This window comes from Mycetocola sp. TRD_SC_2 (assembly GCF_055361225.1).
Genome location: NZ_CM143954.1, coordinates 1414641 through 1438352, shown reverse-complemented (window position 1 = coordinate 1438352; position 23712 = coordinate 1414641). Strand labels below are relative to the sequence as shown.

20 protein-coding genes are annotated in these 23712 nt (G+C 64.1%); 13 read left to right on the top strand and 7 right to left on the bottom strand.

The features are described 5' to 3' along the window. Nucleotides 1-53: 53 nt before the first annotated feature. From ACWA1Q_RS06845 to uvrB, 3 genes are read left to right on the top strand one after another with little or no spacing between them, the layout of a single operon-like run. On the top strand, nt 54-725 hold the full coding sequence (locus tag ACWA1Q_RS06845) for a TetR/AcrR family transcriptional regulator (protein ID WP_463760579.1): 672 nt from the start codon (nt 54-56) through the stop codon (nt 723-725). Nucleotide 726: 1 nt separating this feature from the next. Beyond that, nucleotides 727-1335, top strand: coding sequence for a dephospho-CoA kinase (gene coaE, locus ACWA1Q_RS06840; protein ID WP_463760577.1), 609 nt, complete (start codon nt 727-729; stop codon nt 1333-1335). A 42-nt stretch (nt 1336-1377) separates the two neighbouring features. Continuing rightward, complete coding sequence (uvrB, locus tag ACWA1Q_RS06835; RefSeq protein ID WP_463760575.1) at nt 1378-3444, top strand: excinuclease ABC subunit UvrB; 2067 nt, start codon at nt 1378-1380, stop codon at nt 3442-3444. A gap of 3 nt (nt 3445-3447) precedes the next feature. Here uvrB and ACWA1Q_RS06830 read toward each other — a convergent pair whose 3' ends face one another. Further along, nucleotides 3448-4113 carry a protein-L-isoaspartate(D-aspartate) O-methyltransferase gene (locus tag ACWA1Q_RS06830; protein WP_463760573.1) on the bottom strand — a complete coding sequence of 222 codons (666 nt, stop codon included), beginning with the start codon at nt 4111-4113 and terminating at the stop codon, nt 3448-3450. A 58-nt stretch (nt 4114-4171) separates the two neighbouring features. On the opposite strand from ACWA1Q_RS06830, the gene uvrA reads away from it, so the two are divergent. The 10 genes from uvrA (at nt 4172) to ACWA1Q_RS06780 (ending at nt 15476) form a co-directional block, all read left to right on the top strand. Then, entirely contained in the window at nt 4172-7063 is a 2892-nt protein-coding gene (uvrA, locus tag ACWA1Q_RS06825; protein ID WP_463760571.1) for an excinuclease ABC subunit UvrA, read from the top strand. Further along, the gene (gene uvrC, locus ACWA1Q_RS06820; protein ID WP_463760569.1) at nt 7064-8956 is read left to right on the top strand and encodes an excinuclease ABC subunit UvrC; all 1893 of its coding nucleotides are present in this window, start codon (nt 7064-7066) and stop codon (nt 8954-8956) included. It abuts the gene before it with no gap. A gap of 99 nt (nt 8957-9055) precedes the next feature. Continuing rightward, nucleotides 9056-9886, top strand: a complete 831-nt coding sequence (gene rapZ, locus ACWA1Q_RS06815; RefSeq protein ID WP_121672336.1) for an RNase adapter RapZ — start codon at nt 9056-9058, stop codon at nt 9884-9886. A 47-nt stretch (nt 9887-9933) separates the two neighbouring features. Further along, complete coding sequence (whiA, locus tag ACWA1Q_RS06810) at nt 9934-10914, top strand: DNA-binding protein WhiA (protein ID WP_121672204.1); 981 nt, start codon at nt 9934-9936, stop codon at nt 10912-10914. A gap of 109 nt (nt 10915-11023) precedes the next feature. Next, nucleotides 11024-11650 (top strand): superoxide dismutase, encoded by a 627-nt coding sequence (locus ACWA1Q_RS06805; protein WP_463760567.1) that lies wholly within the window; start codon nt 11024-11026, stop codon nt 11648-11650. A 100-nt stretch (nt 11651-11750) separates the two neighbouring features. Further along, nucleotides 11751-12755, top strand: a complete 1005-nt coding sequence (gene gap, locus ACWA1Q_RS06800; RefSeq protein WP_463760565.1) for a type I glyceraldehyde-3-phosphate dehydrogenase — start codon at nt 11751-11753, stop codon at nt 12753-12755. Nucleotides 12756-12771: 16 nt separating this feature from the next. Beyond that, entirely contained in the window at nt 12772-13989 is a 1218-nt protein-coding gene (locus ACWA1Q_RS06795; RefSeq protein WP_463760564.1) for a phosphoglycerate kinase, read from the top strand. 44 nt (nt 13990-14033) lie between these two features. Next, nucleotides 14034-14780 carry a triose-phosphate isomerase gene (tpiA, locus tag ACWA1Q_RS06790; RefSeq protein ID WP_463760797.1) on the top strand — a complete coding sequence of 249 codons (747 nt, stop codon included), beginning with the start codon at nt 14034-14036 and terminating at the stop codon, nt 14778-14780. 69 nt (nt 14781-14849) lie between these two features. Continuing rightward, nucleotides 14850-15101, top strand: coding sequence for a preprotein translocase subunit SecG (secG, locus tag ACWA1Q_RS06785; protein WP_121672199.1), 252 nt, complete (start codon nt 14850-14852; stop codon nt 15099-15101). A gap of 9 nt (nt 15102-15110) precedes the next feature. Then, entirely contained in the window at nt 15111-15476 is a 366-nt protein-coding gene (locus ACWA1Q_RS06780; protein ID WP_121672198.1) for an RNA polymerase-binding protein RbpA, read from the top strand. Nucleotides 15477-15560: 84 nt separating this feature from the next. On the opposite strand, the gene pgl is transcribed toward ACWA1Q_RS06780, so the two are convergent. The 6 genes from pgl to tkt are packed head-to-tail and all read right to left on the bottom strand — an operon-like array spanning nt 15561 to nt 23696. Next, complete coding sequence (gene pgl, locus ACWA1Q_RS06775; protein WP_463760563.1) at nt 15561-16331, bottom strand: 6-phosphogluconolactonase; 771 nt, start codon at nt 16329-16331, stop codon at nt 15561-15563. Continuing rightward, nucleotides 16328-17290, bottom strand: a complete 963-nt coding sequence (locus ACWA1Q_RS06770) for a glucose-6-phosphate dehydrogenase assembly protein OpcA (protein ID WP_463760561.1) — start codon at nt 17288-17290, stop codon at nt 16328-16330. The genes pgl and ACWA1Q_RS06770 overlap by 4 nt, the downstream gene beginning before the upstream one ends. Next, the gene (zwf, locus tag ACWA1Q_RS06765) at nt 17287-18831 is read right to left on the bottom strand and encodes a glucose-6-phosphate dehydrogenase (RefSeq protein WP_463760560.1); all 1545 of its coding nucleotides are present in this window, start codon (nt 18829-18831) and stop codon (nt 17287-17289) included. The genes ACWA1Q_RS06770 and zwf overlap by 4 nt, the downstream gene beginning before the upstream one ends. Nucleotides 18832-18863: 32 nt before the next feature. Beyond that, nucleotides 18864-20474: a glucose-6-phosphate isomerase gene (locus ACWA1Q_RS06760; RefSeq protein ID WP_463760558.1), complete on the bottom strand. Its 1611-nt coding sequence runs from the start codon at nt 20472-20474 to the stop codon at nt 18864-18866. Then, nucleotides 20471-21583, bottom strand: coding sequence for a transaldolase (tal, locus tag ACWA1Q_RS06755; RefSeq protein ID WP_463760556.1), 1113 nt, complete (start codon nt 21581-21583; stop codon nt 20471-20473). Before tal ends, ACWA1Q_RS06760 begins: the two co-directional genes overlap by 4 nt. A 22-nt stretch (nt 21584-21605) precedes the next feature. Further along, on the bottom strand, nt 21606-23696 hold the full coding sequence (gene tkt / locus ACWA1Q_RS06750; RefSeq protein ID WP_463760554.1) for a transketolase: 2091 nt from the start codon (nt 23694-23696) through the stop codon (nt 21606-21608). Nucleotides 23697-23712: the final 16 nt, after the last annotated feature.

The window sequence follows — 23712 nt, the reverse complement described above, 5'->3', positions numbered from 1 at the left end:
AGAACTGCTGCGGGGGCGGCTCCCTACTTTTCACTGACAATTTAAGGCGCGATGTGGACGTTAGTTCTCTGAGGCAATACCTGGCGGCAGACATTTCGAACGAGAAATCGCTGCGCAATAACCCCCAGCAGGAAAGAAGTCGCCAGAGCCTCGGCTCCATCCTTCGGGTGTGCGGCGAGATCATCGACGAGTCGGGTCACGCTGGCGTGACGACCGCGGAGGTCGCGAAGCGCGCCGAGATGGCCATCGGAACCGTTTACCGGTTCTTCCCTGACCGCATCGCACTCATGCTCGGCGTGTACCAGTACATGCAGGACCAGTACGTCGCCCTCTGCATCGAGAACCTTCTCGAGGCAGAACCGGAGACCTGGCAGGAGACGCTTCGCATCATGATCGACACGTCGGTCGGAGCCCGCCGCAGCATCCCCGGTTACAAGGCCACCCAGTACCGGATCCTCGGTGACGACGAAAGCCAGGAGCAGTACCTGCGTGGATCCCGCGAGTACGTCGCCGCGCTCGCCGGTCTGCTCGAACAGTTCGACTTCCCGCGCGATGAGCGCTGGCTCGTGCACCTCAGCGTCGCCGTGGAACTCTCCCGCGCCCTGCAGCGGCTCGCCTTCGACGCTTCACCCGACGGAGACCCGTGGCTTCTCGCCGAGGCGCGTTCCGTGCCCGTCGCCTATCTCGAGGGCCACCTCGTTCCCAGCGCCTCGGCCTCAGCCTGACATGCAGCTGATCGGCCTCACCGGTGGTATCGCGTCAGGCAAGTCGACGATCGCTCAACGGCTTGCCGAACTCGGCGCCGTCCATATCGACGCCGACCAGCTGTCTCGTGAAGTCGTCGAACCAGGCACGCCGGGTCTCGCGGCAATCGCCGAGCGGTTCGGTTCCGACGTCATCGCTCAGGACGGGAGCCTCGATCGTGCGGCGCTCGGCGCGATCATCTTCGCCGACCGGGCCGCCCGTGAAGACCTCAATGCGATTGTGCACCCCGCCGTCCGGAAGCTCGGGCAGAGACGCATCGCCGCCGCGGCCGAGGCGAACCCTGAGGCGATCGTCGTGTACGACGTCCCGCTTCTCGTCGAGTCAAGGAACCCGTTCAGCTTCGACCAGGTCGTCGTGGCGAGTGCTTCACGCGAGACGCGACTCGGCCGGCTGATTCACACTCGGGGGATGGACGCGGATGAAGCCGCGCGGCGGATCGATTCCCAGGCGAGTGAGGCCGAGCGTCTCGCCGTCGCCGACGTCGTGATCGACACCGACAGCACGCTGGAGCGCACTCTCGCCCAGACCGACGAGCTGTGGCGGAGCCTCACGGCCGAACGGCGAGCATAGCCCTCGCAGGTCGATGTCAGTGGTCGCGCCTAAACTTGAGGTATGCAACCCACCCGCTCCGTGCACCCGTTCGAGGTCATCAGCGAATACACCCCCAGCGGCGACCAGCCCAAAGCGATCGCAGAACTCAGCGCCCGAATCAATGCGGGCGAGACGGATGTCGTACTGCTCGGCGCGACGGGTACCGGCAAGTCCGCGACGACCGCGTGGCTCGTCGAAGCGGTCCAGCGTCCCACGCTCGTCCTTGCGCACAACAAGACCCTCGCCGCCCAGCTGGCCAACGAGTTCCGCGAACTCCTGCCGAACAACGCCGTCGAGTACTTCGTCTCGTACTACGACTACTACCAGCCCGAGGCATACGTGCCCCAGACCGACACCTTCATCGAAAAGGACTCATCGGTCAACGCCGAGGTTGAGAGGCTCAGGCACTCCACGACGAATGCGCTGCTGAGCAGACGCGACGTCATCGTGGTCTCCACGGTGTCGTGCATCTATGGTCTCGGCAAGCCGGAGGAATACCTCAACGCGATGATGGCGCTGCAGGTCGGCCAACGTGTCGACCGGGACTGGCTGATCCGCAAGTTCATCTCGATGCAGTACAACCGCAACGACGTCGACTTCTCGCGCGGTAATTTCCGCGTGCGGGGCGACACGATCGAGATCATCCCCGTTTATGAAGAGCTCGCCATCCGGATCGAGATGTTCGGCGACGAGATCGAGGGACTGTACTCGCTGCACCCGCTCACCGGTGACGTTGTCCGCAAACTGGAATCCGTTTCCGTGTTCCCCGGCTCGCACTATGTCGCGAGCACCGACGTGATGCAGCGGGCGATCGTCACGATCCAGGAAGAACTCGAGGAGCGTCTCGCCGACCTGGAGCGGCAGGGCAAACTGCTCGAGGCCCAGCGGCTGCGGATGCGGACGATGTTCGACCTGGAGATGATGCAGCAGATCGGGTTCTGCTCGGGCATCGAGAACTATTCGCGGCACATGGACGGCCGGGCTCCAGGTCAGGCACCTCATTGCCTCATCGACTACTTCCCCGACGACTTCCTCGTGGTCATCGACGAGTCCCACGTCACCGTTCCGCAAATCGGCGCGATGTACGAGGGCGACTCGTCGCGCAAGCGCACCCTCGTCGAACACGGCTTCCGACTCCCGAGCGCACTCGACAACCGACCGCTCAAGTGGAACGAGTTCAAGGACCGGGTCGGCCAGACGGTATACCTTTCCGCGACTCCCGGTCGCTACGAGATGGGTATCGCCGACGGAGTGGTCGAGCAGATCATCCGCCCGACGGGCCTCGTCGACCCGCAGATCATCGTCAAGCCGTCGAAGGGGCAGATCGACGATCTGCTCGAAGAGATCCGGATGCGGGCCGATCGTGACGAACGTGTGCTTGTCACAACGCTCACAAAGAAGATGGCAGAAGAACTCACCGACTTCCTCACCGAGGCCGGCGTCCGCGTGCGCTACCTCCACTCGGACGTCGACACGCTGCGGCGCGTTGAGCTGCTCAGCGAGTTGCGCTCTGGGCTGTATGACGTCCTCGTCGGAATCAACCTGCTGCGAGAGGGCCTCGACCTTCCCGAAGTCTCGCTCGTCGCCATCCTCGACGCCGACAAGGAGGGCTTTCTCCGATCGTCGACGTCGCTCATCCAGACGATCGGCCGCGCCGCACGGAACGTGTCCGGCGAGGTCCACATGTACGCGGATGTTCTCACCGACTCCATGAAGAAAGCCATCGACGAAACGACGCGGCGGCGCGAGACACAGGTCGCGTACAACCTCGAGCACGGAATCGATCCGACCCCGTTGCGCAAGAAGATCGCTGACATCACCGACGCTCTCGCCCGCGAGGGTGCGGATACCGCGCAAATGCTCGCGAACCGCGACGGCAGGAAGAAGAGCCCGACACCGCGGCTGCGCAAGGAAGGAATCGCTTCTGAGGGCGCCGCCGAACTGGAGTCGATCATTGCGGACCTCAATGCCCAGATGCTGTCGGCCGCTGCCGAACTCAAGTTCGAACTCGCTGGTCGCCTGCGCGACGAACTGTCCGACCTCAAGCGTGACCTGAGGCAGATGGAGAAGGCAGGCCACCTCGGCTGATTCTCAGTCGTCGAATCGGCCCGGTTCCGTGCCGAAGGTGCCGATGAGCGGGACGAAGGTGACCCCGCCGAGGTCCTCGGACCGAGGTTCCCTGTGCGGTCCGAGGGTGATCCGCTTGAGCGACTGGCCGAAGCCTGGTCTGCCGACGGGCATCACCAGCCGACCGCCATCCGCGAGTTCCCGTAGCCACGGATCAGGAATCCTGGGGGCGGCAGCAGCGACGACGATCGCGTCGTACGGTGCGGCATCCGGCCAGCCGAGCGTTCCGTCGCCTGTGACGACGATGACGTTTGCGTAACCGAGGCGGGAGAGCACCTCCCTTGCGCGCTCCGCAAGTTCGCGATGCCGTTCGATCGTTATGACGTCGGCGGCGATCTCGGCGAGCACAGCGGCGGCGTACCCGGACCCCGTCCCGATGTCGAGCACGTGGCTCGTGTTGTCGATGCGGGCTGCTTCCATGGTGAGCGCGACGATGTACGGCTGCGAGATGGTCTGTCCGTGCGCGATCGGGAGCGGATGGTCCTCGTACGCGCCCGCCCGGGACCCCGGGCGCACGAACTCCTCGCGCGGAACCCGTCGCATGGCATCGAGGACCCGCTCGTCGCGGATGCCACGGGCAGCTATCTGCTCAGCGACCATCCGTTCCCGACGTACCAGAAACGAGTCCATGCCGCCCATTGTGCACCCCTCGGACGGCGATGTCAGTGGGTCGACGTAGACTCGTGGGGTGTCAATCTCGAAGGTAAATTCCACGTCAAAACTCAGCGTCCGCGGCGCCCGCGTGCACAATCTGCACAACGTCGACCTCGACATCCCCCGTGACTCGCTCGTCGTCTTCACCGGGCTCTCCGGGTCGGGCAAGTCATCGCTGGCTTTCGACACCATCTTCGCCGAAGGGCAGCGGCGGTATGTCGAATCGCTGTCTGCGTACGCGCGCCAGTTCCTCGGCCAGGTGGACCGCCCCGACGTTGACTTCATCGAGGGGCTGAGTCCGGCTGTCTCGATCGACCAGAAGTCGACGAACCGCAACCCGCGGTCGACGGTCGGAACCATCACCGAGGTGTACGACTACATGCGCCTGCTCTGGGCCCGCATCGGGGTACCGCACTGTCCCGAGTGCGGTGAGCCGATCGAGCGCCAGACGGTACAGCAGATCGCCGACCAGCTGATGGAACTCGAAACCGGTACGCGGTACATGGTGATGAGCCCCGTCGTGTCCCAGAAAAAGGGCGAATTCGTCGACCTGTTCAAAGAGCTCGCCGCCAAGGGATATGCCCGGGCGCTCGTCGACGGCGAACAGATCCAGCTCAACGAGCCCCCGAAGCTCAAGAAGTCGTACAAGCACGACATCTCCGTGGTGGTCGACCGGCTTGTCGCCGGGCCCGATGCATTGAGCCGCCTGACCGACTCGCTCGAAACCGCGCTCGGCCTCACCGATGGTCTCGTCCAGGTGAAGCTCGTCGACGAAGAAGGGCCGGACTCGATTCGGTCATACAGCGAGAAACTCTCCTGCCCGAACAACCACCCGGTTCAGCTCACCGAGATCGAGCCACGCACCTTCAGCTTCAACGCGCCGTTCGGCGCGTGCCCGGAGTGCTCGGGTCTCGGAACCCGGATGTCCGTCGACCAGGATCTTCTCATCGGCGACGAAGACCTCAGCATCAACGACGGTGTGATCATTCCGTGGACCACCCAGGGCAAGGGTCTCTACCAGTACTACGAGAAGCTCCTCGAGGGTCTCGCGCGTGACCTTGACTTCTCGCTCAAAACTCCGTGGAAGAACCTTCCCGCCAAGGTGCAGGAGGCAGTGCTCCGCGGTGAAAACTTCAAGGTCAAGGTCAAGTGGAAGAACCGGTACGGCCGTGAGGTGAGCTACACCTCCGGTTTCGAGGGCGTGATGCCGTACATCGAGCGTCAGTACAGCCAGGCCGAGACCGACGTCCAGCGCGCACGGTGGGGCGAGTACCTGCGCGAGATTCCCTGCCCGGTCTGCGACGGCAAGCGGCTCAAGCCCGAGGTGCTCAGCGTTCTCATCCACGGCTCGAACATCGCTGACATCGCCGAGCTGAGCCTCACTGACGCTCGCGAGTTCATGGACACGATGCACCTCACCGATCGCGAGGGCATGATCGGTGCCCAGGTTCTCCGTGAGATCAAGGTCCGGCTGGACTTCCTGATCCAGGTGGGCCTCAATTACCTCAACCTGTCCCGCACCGCCGGCTCCCTGTCCGGCGGGGAGGCACAGCGGATCCGGCTCGCGACACAGATCGGCTCCGGACTGACCGGTGTTCTCTATGTGCTCGACGAACCCAGCATCGGGCTGCACCAGCGCGACAACCGACGGTTGATCCAGACTCTCGTCACGCTCCGCGACCTGGGGAACACCCTCATCGTCGTCGAGCACGACGAAGACACCATCCGCACGGCAGACTGGGTCGTCGACATCGGCCCTGGCGCCGGCGTCAACGGCGGCACCGTCGTTCACTCCGGTTCGTACGACGACCTCCTGTCTAACACCCGGTCCCTCACCGGCGACTATCTCTCCGGCCGCAAGCAGATCGCCGTGCCCGAGAAACGCCGCCCCGTCGACCCGGACAGGATGATCACCGTTGTCGGCGCGCAGGCGAACAACCTCCGCAAGGTCACCGTTGATTTCCCCCTCGGAGTCTTCACCGCCGTCACCGGCGTGAGCGGTTCAGGTAAGTCGTCTCTCGTCAACGACGTCCTGTACCGGGTGCTGGCCAACAAGCTCAACGGCGCCCGAAAAGTACCGGGCAAGCACACCCGCGTGACCGGGGTCGAACAGCTCGACAAGGTCATCCACGTCGACCAGGCGCCGATCGGCCGCACCCCGCGCTCGAACCCCGCCACCTACACCGGAGTCTTCGACCGCATCCGGAACCTGTTCTCCGAGACCATCGAGGCGAAGACCCGTGGCTACCTGCCTGGCCGCTTCAGCTTCAACGTCAAGGGCGGCCGGTGCGAGGCGTGCTCGGGCGACGGCACGATCAAGATCGAGATGAACTTCCTCCCCGATGTGTACGTCGCGTGCGAAGTGTGCGGGGGAGCGCGGTACAACCGCGACACCCTCTCGGTGCACTACAAGGGCAAGAACATCGCCGAAGTTCTCGACATGCCGATCGCCGAGGCAGCCGAGTTCTTCGAGCCGATCACGTCGATCCACCGATTCCTCAAGACGCTCGTCGAGGTCGGACTCGGCTATGTCCGTCTCGGTCAGAGCGCCACGACCCTCTCGGGTGGAGAGGCGCAGCGGGTGAAGCTCGCGACCGAACTGCAGCGCCGGACCAACGGGCGGAGCATCTACGTCCTCGACGAGCCCACCACCGGGCTGCACTTCGAAGACGTCCGCAAGCTTCTTCTCGTGCTGAACAGCCTCGTCGACAAGGGCAACACCGTCATCGTGATCGAGCACAACCTCGATGTCATCAAGTCGGCGGACTGGCTGATCGACATCGGGCCAGAGGGTGGAGCCGGCGGCGGGAAGATCCTCGCGACAGGAACCCCTGAGAAGATAGCGACCGTGAAGAAGAGCCACACCGGGTACTACCTCAAGGAAGTTCTCGAGGCTGACGCGATTGTCGCCCGTAAGGCGGGCTAGATGAGCGGAACGCTCAGCTACCGGCCGCGCCCGGGAGAGATCCCGACGAGTCCGGGCGTGTACCGTTTCCGCGATGAGAACGCACGCGTCCTCTATGTCGGAAAAGCAAAGAACCTCCGGGCGCGGCTCAGCAACTACTTCGCGCCGCTGCCGAGCCTTCACGAGCGAACCCGCCGCATGGTCACGACGGCGAAAAGCGTCGAGTGGACCGTCGTCGGCAGCGACATCGACGCCCTGCAGCTCGAATACACCTGGATCAAGGAGTTTGAGCCGCCGTTCAACGTCAAATTCCGTGACGACAAGACCTATCCCTACCTCGCCGTCACACTCGCCGACGAAGCACCGCGCGTTCTCGTCACCCGCAACCCACGCATCCGTGGGGCCAAGTACTTCGGGCCCTACCCGAAGATCTGGGCGGTGCACGAGACCATCGACCTGATGATCAAGGCGTTCCCGATCCGCACCTGCTCGGACTCGAGTTACAAACGCGCCATGCAATCCGGACGACCGTGCTTCCCGGGGCAGATCGGCCGCTGCGGTGGGCCGTGCTCCGGAAAAGTGACGATCGAGCAACACCGTGAGATGGTCAACGACTTCGTCAGCTTCCTCAACGGCAATGACAAGCGTTTCGTCACCGAGGCGACGAAACGGATGCGCGAGGCAGCGGCCGCGCAGGACTACGAGGCGGCGGCCCGCTACCGCGACCGCCTGCAGGCCCTTGAGGCCGTCCTCGACAAGAGCGCAGTCGTGCTCAAGGATTCGGTCGACGCCGACCTCTTTGGCCTCGCACACGACGAACTGTCCGCTGCGGTGCAGCAGTTCCTCGTGCGTGGGGGGAGGATTCGCGGTGTGCGCTCCTGGACCGTCGACAAAGAGCTGGACCTGTCGACGGCTGAGCTCATCGACAGCGTGCTGCAGCGTGCATACGACTCGGGAAGCGTCGTCGACGTTCCCCGCGAGATCCTCGTTCCCGAGCTGCCCGACGACGCGACCGAACTCGAAACCTGGCTCTCCGGCATCCGCGGAAAAGGGAAAGTTCGCCTGCGGACGGCACAGCGCGGTGAGAAGGCTGCTCTCATGCAGACAGCAGAGATCAACGCGAAGGGCTCGCTCATGGTCTACAAGACCAGGCGGAGCGCCGACTTCGTGGCACGGTCGCAAGCGCTCACCGACATCCAGTCGGCGATCGGGATGGATGTGGCCCCGCTCCGGATCGAGTGTTTCGATGTGTCACACCTGTCCGGCACGAACATCGTCGCCTCGATGGTGGTGTTCGAAGACGGGCTGCCCCGCAAAGATCAGTACCGCAGGTTCAGCATCGCCGAATCCACCGATGACACCGAGTCGATCTACCAGGTGCTGTCGCGGCGCCTCGCCTACCTGACGCACCCGGAAGCAGAATCGGAGGCGACGGCCCAGGGGGAGGCGGACGAAGAAACCGGCAAGCCGCGCAAGTTCGCCTACCCGCCGCAATTACTCATCGTCGATGGTGGGCAACCGCAGGTCCAGGCTGCCCGCCGTGCTCTCCTCGAATCAGGACAGACCGATATCCAACTCGTCGGCATGGCGAAGCGGCTCGAGGAGATCTGGCTTCCGGACAGTGATTATCCGGTCATTCTTCCCCGGAACTCGGAGGCGCTTTTTCTGCTCCAGCGAATTCGTGACGAAGCGCACCGCTTCGCGATCACGTATCAGCGCACGAAACGCCGCAAGGACATCTCGAGTGTCCTCGCCGATATACCGGGCCTCGGGCCCGCCAGGGTGAAGGCGCTGCTGCGGCATTTCGGTTCGGTCGCGAAGCTCAAACAAGCCAAGCCGGAGGCGATCACCGAGGTTGCCGGTATCGGGCCCGCGCTGGCCTCTGCCATCCACGCGCAGTTGAACAGTCGGTAGGCTGGGAAGGCGGCCGGATCCCGTCGACCGCACAATCGAAAGCGCAGGAACCCGGTGGAACAGCCGACCCTTCAGCAGGAAGTCCTCATCGTCACGGGTATGTCGGGAGCCGGCAGGTCAACCGTCGCCAACGCCCTCGAAGACCTCGACTGGTACGTCGTCGACAACCTTCCTCCGCAGATGCTGCGTCCGCTCATCGACCTCGCCGAACGGGCCGGGGGAGCGCTTCCGCGCATCGCCGCCGTGGTCGACGTCCGTGGGCGCGATTTCTTCGGTGACCTCCAGCAGATGATCCAGTCGCTGCGCTCGGGCACGAAGCTCCGCGTGGTCTTCCTCGACGCGACGGATGCCGCCCTGGTGCGCCGCTTCGACGCCGTCCGCCGCCCGCACCCGTTGCAGGGCGGAGGCACCATCCTGGACGGCATCGTCAGCGAACGCGCCAGGCTGTCAACCATCCGTGAATCCAGCGACATCGTCATCGACACGTCTGATCTCAACGTGCACCAGCTCGCCACGAAAACGGCGGAACTCTTCGCCGCTGAGGGAACGCCGGGCGTGAAGCTCACCGTCATGAGCTTCGGTTTCAAATACGGACTTCCCTCCGACGCCGACACTGTTGCCGACGCCCGATTCCTGCCCAACCCGTTTTGGGTTCCTGAGCTCCGGGCGCATACTGGACTGGACGCCGAAGTCAGCGACTTCGTGCTCGACCAGCCAGGCGCCAGGGAATTTCTGGACAGCTATGCGACGGCCCTCGCCCCGGTCCTGGCCGGGTATCAGCGGGAGAACAAACGATTCGCCACCTTCGCCATCGGCTGCACGGGCGGAAAGCACCGCTCCGTCGCCATGGCGCTTCAGCTCGCCGACAAACTCTCTGAGTTGCCCGGCGTTGCTGCGACCGTCAAGCACCGCGACCTTGGCCGCGAGTGACAGCGGCCTGAACGACATTCGAATCAACACACGAGATAGGACAACGATTGGCACTGACTGCTGAAGTCAAAGAAGAACTGGCCGGAATCGTTGAACCGAAAACGGCGGTTCGCGCTGCTGAGCTGACCTCGATCCTTCGCTTCAGCGGAGGCCTTCACCTGATTTCGAGCCGCATCGCTATCGAATCCGAGCTCGACACGCCACAGCTGGCCCGCCGTATCCGCAAGGACCTGGCCGAACTGTACGGCGTGCGCAGCGAGGTGAGCATGATCAGCGGATCAGGTACACGCAGGGGCGAGTCGTATCTCGTCCGAGTCCAGGACGGCGGCGAAACACTCGCGCGGCAGACCGGCCTCCTCGACGCCCGGAGACGGCCGATCCGCGGCTTGCCCAACCGGCTGACCACCGGCACCAAAACCGAACTCGCTGCCGTGTGGCGCGGGGCGTTTCTCGCCGCGGGTTCGCTCACCGATCCCGGCCGCTCCGCAGCCCTCGAGATCACCTGCCCGGGCAACGAATCGGCGATGGCACTCGTCGGTGCCGCCGGACGCCTCGGTGTCGCCGCAAAGGCACGGGAAGTCCGCGGTGTTCATCGTGTCGTCATCCGCGAGGGCGAAGCAATCAGCGCGATGCTTGTCCTGATGGGCGCCCACGGCACCGTCAAAGCCTGGGAAGAGCTCCGCCAGCGCAGAGAAGTGCGGGCAACCGCGAACCGACTCGTGAATTTCGACGACGCCAACCTGCGCCGCTCGGCGCAAGCCGCGGTCGCCGCCTGCGCCAGGGTCGAACGTGCAATGGAGATCCTGAGCGACGACATCCCCGAGCATTTGCGTTACGCAGGGGAGTTGCGTCTCAACCACCGCGAGGCAAGCCTCGATGAACTCGGGCACCACGCAGACCCGCCGATGACAAAGGACGCCATCGCCGGGCGGATCCGGCGTTTGCTCGCCATGGCGGACAAACGCGCCCAGGACCTCGGACTGCCGGGAACCGACGCGAACCTGCCTCCTGACCTCGACGACGCCTGATCCTTCTTTACGGGGGCCTCCGGCGAGGAAGTCGACCTGACTAGACTGGAAAAGTCGCCCTGCGCCGCACCACCAGCGGCCGGCGTCACAAGAAGAGGAGAGATAGACAATGGCTGAATACACCCTCCCTGACCTTCCCTATGACTACGCGGCGCTTGAGCCGAGTATCTCGGGGGCCATCATGGAACTGCACCACTCGAAGCACCACCAGACCTACGTGACCGGCGCGAACACCGCTCTGGCACAGCTGGCTGAGGCACGGGACTCCGACAACCTCGCCAACGTGAACAAGCTCGAGAAGGACCTCGCCTTCAATCTCGGCGGGCACGTCAACCACTCGATCTTCTGGACCAACCTCTCGCCGAACGGCGGCGACAAGCCAACCGGCGAACTCGCTTCAGCGATCGACGAGTTCTTCGGCTCGTTCGACAAGTTCCGCGCCCACTTCACCGCCGCTGCGCTCGGCGTCCAGGGTTCCGGCTGGGCTGTCCTCGCCTGGGACTCGATCGGTCAGAAGCTCATCGTTCAGCAGTTCTTCGACCAGCAGTCCAACTTCGCCGCAGGTACGGTTCCCGTGCTCATGCTCGACGTCTGGGAGCACGCGTACTACCTCGACTACAAGAACGTGCGCGCTGACTATGTCAAGGCGTTCTGGAACATCACCAACTGGGAGAACGTCCAGCAGCGCTTCGTAACAGCCCGCGAGAAGACCGCCGGGCTGCTGCTACTGTCATAACCGACATGGTCGTCCGGGGGTTCCCGGACGACCATTTCCATCTTCCACAACACTGTTCAACAAAAACCGCGCTCCGGCGCCACAGAAACAGGAGAGATCCTTGTCCGTAAAGATCGGTATCAACGGGTTCGGCCGCATTGGCCGCAACTACTTCCGCGCCGCCCTCGCCAAAGGCAGCGACCTCGAAATTGTCGCGGTCAACGACCTCACCGACAACAAGACTCTGGCTCACTTGCTGAAGTACGACTCCATCACCGGCCGCCTCGACGCGACAGTCGAGTTCGACGGTGAGCAGATCGTCGTCGACGGCAAGGCCATCAAGGTGTTCGCTGAGCGCGACCCCGCCAACCTGCCCTGGGGTGAACTCGGTGTCGACATCGTCATCGAATCGACCGGTTTCTTCACCAACGCGGACGACGCCCGCAAGCACATCACCGCCGGCGCGAAGAAGGTTCTCATCTCGGCTCCGGCCAAGGGTGAAGACGCCACCTTCGTCATGGGTGTGAACGAAGACCTGTACGAGCCGGAGAACCACCACATCATCTCCAACGCGTCGTGCACCACGAACTGCCTCGCGCCGCTCGCCAAGGTCTTCAACGACGAGTTCGGCATCGAGCGTGGCCTGATGACCACGGTCCACGCCTACACCGCCGACCAGAACCTCCAGGACGGCCCGCACAGCGACCTTCGGCGCGCCCGTGCAGCCGCTGTCAACATCGTCCCGACCTCCACGGGCGCCGCCAAGGCGATCGGTCTCGTCCTGCCCGAGCTGAAGGGCAAGCTCGACGGCTTCGCACTCCGGGTTCCGGTTCCGACCGGTTCGATCACCGACCTCACGGTCGAGTCGTCTCGCCCGGTCACGGTCGACGAGGTCAAGGCCGCGTACAAGGCTGCCGCAGAGGGACCGCTCAAGGGCATCCTGCTGTACACCGAGGACGAAATCGTCTCGAGCGACATCGTCACCGACCCGCACTCGTCCATCTTCGACGCCGGCCTGCTGCGCGTCATGGGCAACCAGGTCAAGTTGGTCAGCTGGTACGACAACGAGTGGGGCTACTCCAACCGTCTCGTCGACCTCACCGAGTTCGTCGCAGACCGTCTCTAGAGACGAAAGAGCCGCCGTGTCGCTTCGTACACTCGAATCGCTGGGCTCGCTCGCCGGCACGCGCATCGTCGTTCGGTGTGACCTCAATGTTCCTCTCAAGGACGGGGTCATCACCGACGACGGGCGCGTGCGCGCGTCGCTGCCCACGCTGAAAAAACTTCTCGACGGAGGCGCGCGCGTCGTCGTCGTCTCGCACCTCGGGCGACCCGACGGGTCGCCCGATGCCCAGTACAGCCTCGCTCCCGTCGCAGAACGCCTCGGCGAACTGCTCGGAAAGCCGGTCGCGTTCGCCACCGACACCGTCGGCGACTCGGCGAAAGCCGCTGTCGACTCCCTCGAGAACGGGGAGATCGTCGTCCTCGAAAACCTCCGGTTCAACGCCGGGGAGACCAGTAAGGACGAGTCGGAGCGCACCGGCTTCGCCGAACAACTCGCCGCCTTCGGCGACGCCTTTGTCTCGGACGGATTTGGCGTTGTGCACCGCAAACAGGCGAGCGTCTATGAATTGCCCAGCCTCCTTCCCAGCGCAGGCGGGCTTCTGATCTCCGCAGAGCTCGAGGTTCTCGATCGGCTCACCGAGTCGCCTGAACGCCCGTACACCGTCGTTCTCGGCGGTTCGAAGGTGTCAGACAAGCTCGGGGTTATCGGCCACCTTCTCCCACGGGTCAACACGCTCCTCATCGGAGGAGGGATGTTGTTCACCTTCCTCGCCGCGCAGGGACACAGAGTCGGCTCCAGCCTGCTGGAGGAAGACCAGATCGATACCGTCAAGGGTTACCTTTCCGAGGCCAAAAAGCTCGGTGTCGAGATCGTACTCCCAACGGATGTCGTCGTCGCGGCGTCGTTCAGCGCGGACGCCGAGCACCAGGTGCAGCCGGCTGACGCGATTGAGGAGACCGATTTCGGCTCGTCCGGCCTCGGCCTGGACATCGGACCCGAGACGTCCGCTCGCTTTGCCGACATCATCCGTTCATCGAAGACGGTGTTCTGGAATGGCCCGATGGGCGTTTTCGAACTCGCGCCGTTCGCAGCGGGTACTCAAACGGTCGCCCAGGCGCTCACCGAGGTCGACGGCCTCAGTGTCGTTGGCGGCGGCGACTCGGCTGCTGCGGTTCGTGCCCTCGGGTTCACCGACGACCAATTCGGACACATATCGACCGGAGGTGGCGCGAGTCTCGAGTTTCTCGAGGGCAAGCGGCTTCCAGGACTTGAGATTTTAGGATGGCAACAGTGAGCACATCGGTACGCAGGACCCCGCTGATCGCGGGCAACTGGAAGATGAACCTGGATCACCTCCAGGCCATCGCATTCGTCCAGAAGCTGGCCTGGAGCCTCGCTGACGCCAAGCACGACGAAGCGAGCGTCGAGGTCGCGGTATTCCCACCGTTCACCGACCTGCGCAGCGTCCAGACACTGGTGGCAGCAGACAAGCTGCCGATCGCTTTTGGTGCACAGGACCTGTCAGAGCACGACTCAGGGGCATACACCGGCGAGATTTCCGGCGCGTTCCTGTCGGCACTCGACTGCGGGTACGTCCTCATCGGTCACTCCGAACGACGCACCCTGCACACTGAGTCCGACGAGCAGGTGGCCGGAAAGGTGCGTGCCGCTCTCAAGCACAACCTCGTCCCGATCATTTGCGTCGGAGAGACGGCCGACGACCTCGAGAAGCACGGCCCAAGTGCTGTCCCCGTAGCCCAGCTGAAGGCAGCTCTTGCCGGAATCAGCTCGACAGTCGACATCGTCGTTGCGTACGAGCCCGTGTGGGCCATCGGTTCCGGCCAGGCGGCGACGCCTGAGCAGGCAGAGCAGGTCGCAGCAGCGCTGCGAACGGTCCTCGTCGAGACTCTCGGTGAAGATGTCGCGCAGAAAACACGGATCCTGTACGGCGGTTCGGTGAAGGCATCGAACATCGCCGGTTTCATGCGTGAGCCGAACGTGGACGGAGCTCTCGTCGGTGGCGCGAGCCTCGACCTCAACGAGTTCTCGAGCATCGTGCGGTACCAGAAGCACGTGGGACTCTGACCCCGCGCGCTCACGCTATAATTGGGGGCGGTTCATGGAACTCCATGTCCGCCTCATGAAAGGTCCTTTGTGGAGATTCTTCAGGTAGTTCTGCAGGTGTTGCTCGGAATCACGAGCCTCCTGCTCACATTCCTCATCCTCTTGCACAAGGGGCGCGGCGGTGGCCTTTCGGATATGTTCGGCGGCGGCATGGGGTCGAGTCTCGGCTCCTCAGGTGTCGCTGAACGGAACCTCAACCGCTTCACCGTTGTACTTGCTCTTGTTTGGTTCAGCTCGATCGTTGCGCTTGGTCTCATCACCAAGTTCTCCGCGGGCGTGTAGGAGGAACATATGGCTGCCGGAGGTAGCGCAATTCGTGGTTCACGCGTGGGTGCAGGACCCATGGGTGAGCAAGACCATGGTTTCCATGCAGACCGTGTGGCGGTCTCGTACTGGGACATCCTCGGAAACGAGACGGTGAGGCACTTTTCTGCCAGCCTTCCCGACGAGGAAATTCCCGAGACCATCGACAGCCCGTCATCGGGTCTGCCGGCGGGCCGTGACCGGGCCAATCCGCCCGAGGTAGCGAAGCTCGAGCCGTACAAGACACACCTCGCGTATGTGAAGGAACGTCGTACAGAAGAAGAAGCCGAGGCTCTCCTCGACGAGGCGCTTCAGCAGCTTCGTGCGCGACGCGGCACAGCGACCGCTTCGTAGAGACTGCACCGCCTGAGCTGTTCCAGGTAGAAGAAGAGCCCCTGTCGACAACGACAGGGGCTCTTCTTCGTGCGCGAGCAGAATTCAGTAGGTGCGCGCGATGAGATTTTCGGGAACTTCAGAAGCGGCATCCGAGTCGACGAAGAACACCGTGCGTTTGCGTCCCTTCATACCGGCGATGGGAACTTCCGTGTACGCGGCGCCGGCGAGGGCCAGGCCGAGGACCGATGCCTTGTCTGCCCCGGAGAGGCTGACCCAGATCCGGTGCGACGAGTTGATCGCCGGACGCGTGAGGCTGATTCGTTCCGCGGGAGGCTTGGGGGAGTTGCGAACCGCAACGACCGTGGCATCCCGCTCGAGAACCTCTTTGCGATCGGGGAACAACGACGCGGTGTGACCGTCGGGGCCGACGCCGAGGAATGTGATGTCGAACCGGGGTAGGTTCCCCTCACCGTCGGCATTCTCCTCGAGTTCCGCGGCGTAGGCCGCTGCAGCGGCGTCAAGGTCGAGGCCACCGTCGGAGGTGGGGCATGAGTGGATGTTCTCCTCGGGGATCTCGATGTGGTCGAGCAGGGCCTCGCGTGCCTTCCGGTCATTCCGCTCGGGGTCACCGGCGGGAAGCCAGCGTTCGTCACCCCACCAGAAATGCACTCGCTCCCAGTCGACGCTGTCGCGGGCTGGAGACGCGTTGATGGCAGCGAGAACCTTCAAAGCGACACGGCCACCCTCGAGGACGACGTTGATGTGGTCGTTCTCGTCGAGCAGGTCGACGCTCTTGGTCAGGAACCTGGCGGTCATCGAGGCGGCCAGGGCATCGCCGTCGGCGTGTACGAGAACACGGCGTTCGTTGGTCATCGAGTTTTACCTTCCCCGGTGGCGAGCTCGACTTCGAGCTGACGCACACCCTTGGTGATTACTTCACCGTACAACGGATCCGGGTCGAGCCTGCGCAGCTCCTCCGCCAGACAATCGCGAAGGCTCCTGCGGGGGAGCGTCAGTTCGTGAGTTGGCTGGTTCGGCTGCGTCAGCTTGGCGATCGCGTCGAACGGGCGCTCGAGCACGATATCTCCGCTGGCTCGCGTCAGGCGCACGCCATGGATACCGGTGTCGCCCGAGCCCCGTTCGGTGAGTTCCTGAGTGACGGGCACCTGCAACTGCATCTGCAGCCACGCCGCGAGCAGCACGGTCGAGGCTGAATCAGCTGCGCCGGCAACGGTCACGGCAGTCACCTGCTCGTACGGCGGCTGGTCGAGGACCGCGGCGAGCTGGGCCCGCCACAGGGTCAGCCGGGTCCAGGCGAAGTCGGTGTCGCCGGGGGAGTGTGAGCGGGAGAGTTCGAGAAGCGCCGCGTGCGGATCGTCGTGCTCGGAGGCATCCGTGATCCTGCGTTGGGCGATGTGGCCGATGGCCGTGTGCGCGACATCCGCAGGAGCTTCGACAGGCCACCAGGCCACGACGGGGGCATCGGGAAGAAGCAGTCCGTTGACAAGGCTCTCTTCGTTGCCCGCCGCTTCGCCGTACGCGCGGAGGATGATGACCTCGCTCGCTCCGGCGTCCCCGCCGACACGGATTTGCGCGTCGATCCGGGGCGCAACGCCGGCGCCGTCCGGGATTCGGGAGAGAACGAGAACACGCATCGGATGCTCTCGCGACGCGTCGTTCGCCGCTTCGATCGCTTCTTCCTCCTCGCCAGGCTGGGAGACGATGACGAGGGTGAGCACCCGGCCGAGGGCGACGGCGCCGCCGTCCTCCCGCAGGGTAACCAGTCGCTTGGAAAGTTTGCTGACGGTGGTGTCGGGCAGATCGACAATCATGGTCGCCTCCAGGTGCGTCCGTCACGCGCGAGGAGCGCGTCGGCGGAATCGGGGCCCCACGAGCCCGGCCGGTACTGTTCGAGAGGACCGCCCTGAGCGGCCCAGTATTCCTCGATCGGGTCGAGGATCTTCCAGGACAATTCGACCTCCGCGTGGCGGGGGAAGAGGGGAGGGTCGCCGAGCAGCACATCGAGGATGAGCCGCTCGTAGGCCTCCGGGCTCGCCTCGGTGAAGGCGTGGCCGTAGCCGAAGTCCATGGTGACGTCACGCACCTGGGTGCCAGCGCCAGGAACCTTCGATCCAAACCGGATCGTCACTCCCTCGTCTGGCTGCACCCGGATGACGAGGGCGTTCTGCCCGAGCTCCGAGGTCTGGCTCTCCGCGAAAAGAAACTGGGGCGCGCGCTTGAACACGACAGCGATCTCGGTGACCCTGCGGCCCAGGCGCTTGCCTGCCCGGAGGTAGAACGGCACCCCATCCCAGCGTCGTGTCTTGATGTCGAGTCGCATCGCCGCATAGGTTTCGGTCGTCGAGTCCGGTGACATTCCGTCTTCGTCGAGGAAGCCGGGGACTTTCTCGCCACCCTGCCATCCGCCTGCATACTGGCCGCGCGCGGTCGCCGTTCCCAGGTCTTCAGGAAGACTGACGGCGGCGAGCACCTTTTCTTTCTCTGCCCGGAGATCCTTTGCGTCGAACGAGAGTGGCTCTTCCATCGCGGTGAGGGCCAAAAGCTGCAGGATGTGGTTCTGGATGACGTCGCGGGCTGCGCCGATGCCGTCGTAGTACCCGGCCCGTCCGCCGACTCCGATGTCTTCAGCCATGCTGATCTGCACGTGGTCGACATAGTGGGAGTTCCAGATCGGTTCGAACATCTGGTTGGCGAAGCGCAACGCCAGAATGTTCTGCACCGTCTCTTTACCGAGGTAGTGGTCGATCCGGAACACCGAGTCAGGAGGGAACACCGATTCGACGACAGTGTTGAGCTCACGTGCCGTCTTGAGGTCGGATCCGAACGGCTTCTCGATGACGACGCGGCGCCACTGGCCTTCGCTCGCGTCTGCGAGTCCTGACCGGCGCAACTGCTCCGTCACCTCGGGGAATGCCTTCGGCGGGATCGACAGGTAGAACGCGTGGTTTCCCATCGTGCCACGTTCGGCGTCGAGCTTGTCGACGGTCTCCTTGAGGTTTTCGAAGGCCGCGTCGTCGCCGAATTCACCCGAAACGAAGCGGATGCCCTGGGCGAGCTGGTTCCAGACTTCCTCACGATATTCCGTGCGGGCGTACAACTTCACTGCCTCGTGCACGACCTCCATGAAGTCCTGGTCCTCCCAGTCCCTCCGGGCAAACCCGACGAGGGAGAACCCGGGAGGAAGAAGACCACGGTTCGCGAGGTCGTACACGGCGGGCATCAGTTTCTTGCGCGACAGGTCACCTGTCACGCCGAAAATGATGAGACCGCTTGGCCCGGCGATGCGGTTCAGTCGGCGGTCAGAATCCAAGCGCAGGGGATTGGACTCGGGGGTGATATCCACGGGGGACATACAACTCCTCGGTTACGGCCAGCCAGCGAAAGCTAGTTGATGGCCTCAAAAAGGGACACGATGTTGTTTTCCGGGTCCGTCAGGTTGAGCGTGAGAACGGGACGTCCCGTATCGGCGAGCACACTGGCGTCGCCCTGGGCCTGCGCCTGGATCAGCTGACCGAACGTGAACGGACGGCCGGGGACTTCGAGGTCCGTCAGCTGATCCTGCGTGATCTGAAGAAAAACGCCAACCGCAGGTCCACCCTTGTGGAACTGTCCTGTCGAGTGAAGGAACCGTGGTCCCCATCCGAACGTCACCGGACGATCGGTGATGCCGGCGAGCATCGCGCGGATGCCCTCGAGCTGGGGCAGCGACACACGATCGACGTACGCCTGTACCGCCAGGTACCCGTTGTCAGGCAACTGGGCGACGAGGGTGTCGATGGCCTGCTTGACCGTGGTCGTGCCGGCGAGAACTGATGCGTCGCCGCGAACCTCGATGCCGTTCTCGGCGAACAGCGGTGCTGTCTGCTCCGGACGCGCGTCGAGAAGGCCGCGCGTTGCGATCTTGGCGGACTCGACGTCCGGCTGGTCGAAGGGGTTGATGCCGAGGATCCGGCCGGCGATAACCGTCGCGTACTCCCAGACCATCATCTGCGCGCCGAGCGTTCCCGAAACGAGGATTTCGCCCTCGTGCCGGTCGCGGGGGAACAGGTGCAGCTGGTCGGCGTCATCGACAAGTCGGACGACCTGCACGTCCGGGTACTCACCGGAGAGCTCGGGAGCGAGCGCGTCGACGACGACCGGGAGCAGTCCTGTTCCCTGCTTGCCGGTCGATTCTGCGATCAACTGCTCGGCCCAGTCGGGGAACCCGACGATGTGCGTTCCATCAGCGACGATCACCAGTTTGTCCCGGAGCGGTGAGGTTCCGGCGATGGCTGCGCCGAGGATGAGACCCGGGTTGTGCTTGTCATCGATTGAGAGTTCGACCGCGACCGAGTCGGCCTCGTCGAGCAGGGCTCCGACGTCGACGCCGGCAAGTCCCGACGGCACGAGCCCGAACGCCGTGAGAGCGGAGTACCGGCCTCCGACGTTGGGGTCGGCGTTGAAGACCCGGTATCCGGCTTCGCGGGCGGATGCGTCGAGCGGTGACCCGGGGTCGGTCACGACGATGATGCGTCCGCGTGGATCGATTCCGGCGTCGGTGAATGCCTTCTCGTATGCACGACGCTGGCTGTCGGTCTCGACAGTGGAACCGGACTTCGAGGAGACGACGAGGGCTGATGCCTCAAGCCTGTCGGCCAGGGCCGCGAGGACCTGTCCTGGTGCCGTGGAATCGAGCACGGTGAGGTTGCCGCCGAGAGTGCGGGTGATGACCTCGGGCGCGAGCGAGGAGCCACCCATGCCGGCGAGAACGATGTGCTCGACTCCAGCATCGGCGAGTTCAGCGCGGAGTGCCTCGATCTGCGGCACGAGAGCCCGGGAGACGGTCGTCGCCTCGGTCCAGCCCAGGCGCTTTGATGCTTCTTCTTCGGCCGCCGGGCCCCACAGGGCTGAGTTCAGCCCGGTGATGCCCGACGCGACCATGTCGGAGACGAGGGTCGGGACCACCGCATCAACGGCGTCCTTGGCGGCGCCGCTGACGTGGATCCGGAAGCTCATTTTGCGGCCGCCAGAGCAGCGGTGACCGTGTCGAGCAGCTCGTTCCAGGAGACGATGAACTTCTCAACGCCTTCCTTCTCGAGGAGTGCGGTGACCTCGTTGTACGAAATACCGAGGCCGGCGATCGCGTCGAGGACCTGATTGGCCTCGTCGTACGAACCGGTGACGCTGTCGCCCTCGATCTTGCCGTGGTCGAAGGTCGCCTCGAGGGTCTTCTCCGGCATCGTGTTGACGACGCCCTGCGCGACGAGCTGCGTCACGTAGAGGGTGTCGGGAAGGTTGGGATCCTTGACTCCGGTCGACGCCCACAACGGACGCTGTTTGTTCGCCCCAGCGGCAAGGAGGCCAGCGGCCCGCTCCGACGCGAAGGTCTGCTCGAACGCTTCGTAGGCCAGCTGAGCGTTGGCGACGCCGGCCTTGCTCTTGAGAGCGAGTGCTTCGTCGGTTCCGATCTCGACGAGGCGCTTGTCGATCTCCGTGTCGACGCGCGACACGAAGAACGACGCCACCGAGTGAATCGTTGACAGGTCGATGCCGGCAGCCTTGGCCTGCTCGAGACCGGTGAGGTACGCGTTCATGACCTCGCGGTAGCGCTGGAGGCTGAAGATCAGGGTGACGTTGACACTGATGCCGGCGCCGATCGCCGCAGTGATGGCTTCGAGACCCTCAACCGTTGCCGGGATCTTGATCATCGCGTTCGGCTTGTCGACCTTGGCCCACAGAGCCTTCGCCTCGGTGATCGTGCCCGCTGCATCGTGTGCAAGACGCGGCTCGACCTCGATCGAGACGCGGCCGTCGAAACCATTCGACGCATCGTAGATGGGGCGGAACAGGTCGGAGGCACGTGCGACGTCAGCCGTGGTGATCTCGAAGACCGCCTCCGTGACATCCTTGCCCGCTGCTGCGAGTTCGGAGACTTGCTCCGCGTAGCTCTCACCGTTGCTGAGTGCACTCGCGAAGATGGTCGGGTTCGTGGTGACGCCGACGACGTTCCTCGTGTCGATGAGCTCCTGGAGGCTTCCGGAGTCCATCCGGCCGCGTGAAAGGTCGTCGAGCCAGATGCTGACGCCTGCGGCGGAGAGCTGGGCGGTGGGGGTTGATTCAGTCATGATTCTTCTCCTCGTGCCCGGGCTACTTGCCGAGCGTTTCTTTTGCGGCGGCGACAACAGCTTCAGTGGTGATGCCGAACTCGCGGAACAGGGTCTTGTAGTCAGCGGAAGCACCGAAGTGCTCGATCGAAACCGAACGACCGGCGTCACCGACGATGCTCTTCCAGGTCAGGTCGATGCCCGCCTCGACGGAGACACGCGCGGTGATCGCCTTCGGGAGGACCTTTTCGCGGTAGGCCTCGTCCTGCTCCTCGAACCATTCGAGGCAGGGAACGGAGACGACGCGCGCTTCGACACCGTCAGCCTTGAGGGCTTCGCGGGCGTCGACTGCCAGCTGGACCTCGGAGCCGGTGGCGATGAGGATCACGTCGGGGGTGCCGTTGACAGCCTCGGCGAGGATGTATGCGCCTTTGGACACGTTGGACGCAGCAGCGAAAGTGTCGCCTGACGCTTCGCCGGTGCCACGCTCGAACACCGGGATGTTCTGACGCGTGAGTGCGATACCCGCTGGGCCGCCACGACGAGTGAGAATCTCCTGCCAGGCGTAACCGACCTCGTTGGCATCGCCGGGGCGGACGACAGCGAGGTTCGGGATGGCGCGGAGAGTCGCGAGCTGCTCGACCGGCTGGTGAGTCGGTCCGTCTTCACCGAGGGCGACGGAGTCGTGGGTCCAGACGAAGATCGATGGAACGTTCATCAGAGCAGCGAGACGCACGGCGGGCCGCATGTAGTCGCTGAAGATGAGGAACGTTCCACCGTATGCGCGGGTCGGGCCGTGCAGGGCGATGCCGTTGAGGATTGCTCCCATGGCGTGCTCGCGGATTCCGAAGTGCAGGACGCGTCCGTATTCGTTGCCGGTCCACTCACGGGTGGAGTGTTCGCTCGGCACGAACGAGGCAGCGCCTTCGATGGTGGTGTTGTTGGACTCTGCGAGGTCGGCCGAGCCACCCCACAGTTCCGGGATGACCGGTCCGAGCGCGTTGAGCACCTTTCCGGATGCCGCGCGCGTCGACACGTCCTTACCGGGCTCGAAGACAGGAAGTGCCTCTTCGATACCGTCAGGGAGTGCGCCGGTGAGCAGGCGGTCGAGCAGTTCACCCTTCTCGGGGTTTGCGGTCTTCCAGGCGTCGAAACCCTTCTGCCACTCGGCACGCTGCTCTGCGCCGCGGTCGACGGCCTTGCGGGTGTGGGCGAGAACCTCGTCGGAGACGACGAAGCTTTCGGCGGGGTCGAAGCCAAGGACTTCCTTGACTCCCGCGAGCTCGTCAGCGCCGAGTGCTGAGCCGTGGATCTTGCCGGTGTTCTGCTTCTTCGGGCTTGGCCAGCCGATGATCGTCTTGAGGACGATGAGGGACGGGCGGTCGGTCTCGGCCTTGGCCGCTTCGATTGCGTCATTGAGCGCCTGGATGTCTTCGACGTACTCGCCGGTCTTCTTCCAGTCGACCGTCTGCACGTGCCAGTGGTAGGACTCGTAGCGGGCCGCGACATCCTCGGTGAAGGCGATGTTTGTGTCGTCCTCGATCGAGATCTGGTTGCTGTCGTAGATCGCGATCAGGTTGCCGAGACGCTGGTGACCAGCGAGCGAGGATGCCTCGCTCGTGATGCCTTCCTGCAGGTCGCCGTCGCCGGCAATCACGTACACGAAGTGGTCGAACGGGCTCTCACCCTTGGCGGTGTCCGGGTCGAACAGCCCGCGCTCGTAGCGTGCGGCGTATGCGAAGCCCACAGCGGAGGCGAGACCCTGGCCGAGCGGGCCTGTGGTGATCTCGACGCCGTCGGTGTGGCCGTATTCCGGGTGCCCCGGAGTGAGCGAGCCCCAGGTGCGAAGCGCCTTGAGGTCTTCGAGCTCGAGGCCGTAGCCACCGAGGTACAACTGGACGTACTGCGTGAGCGAGCTGTGACCGACGGACAGGACGAACCGGTCACGCCCCAGCCAGTGCTGGTCGCTCGGGTCCCGGCGCATGATCTTCTGGAAGAGCAGGTAAGCGGCCGGGGCGAGGCTCATCGCCGTACCCGGGTGACCGTTCCCCACCTTCTCGACCGCATCCGCTGCGAGGAGACGGGCGGTATCAACCGCCGTGTTGTCAATGGAATCCCATTGCAAAGCTGCCACAGTAGTGACCCTTCTG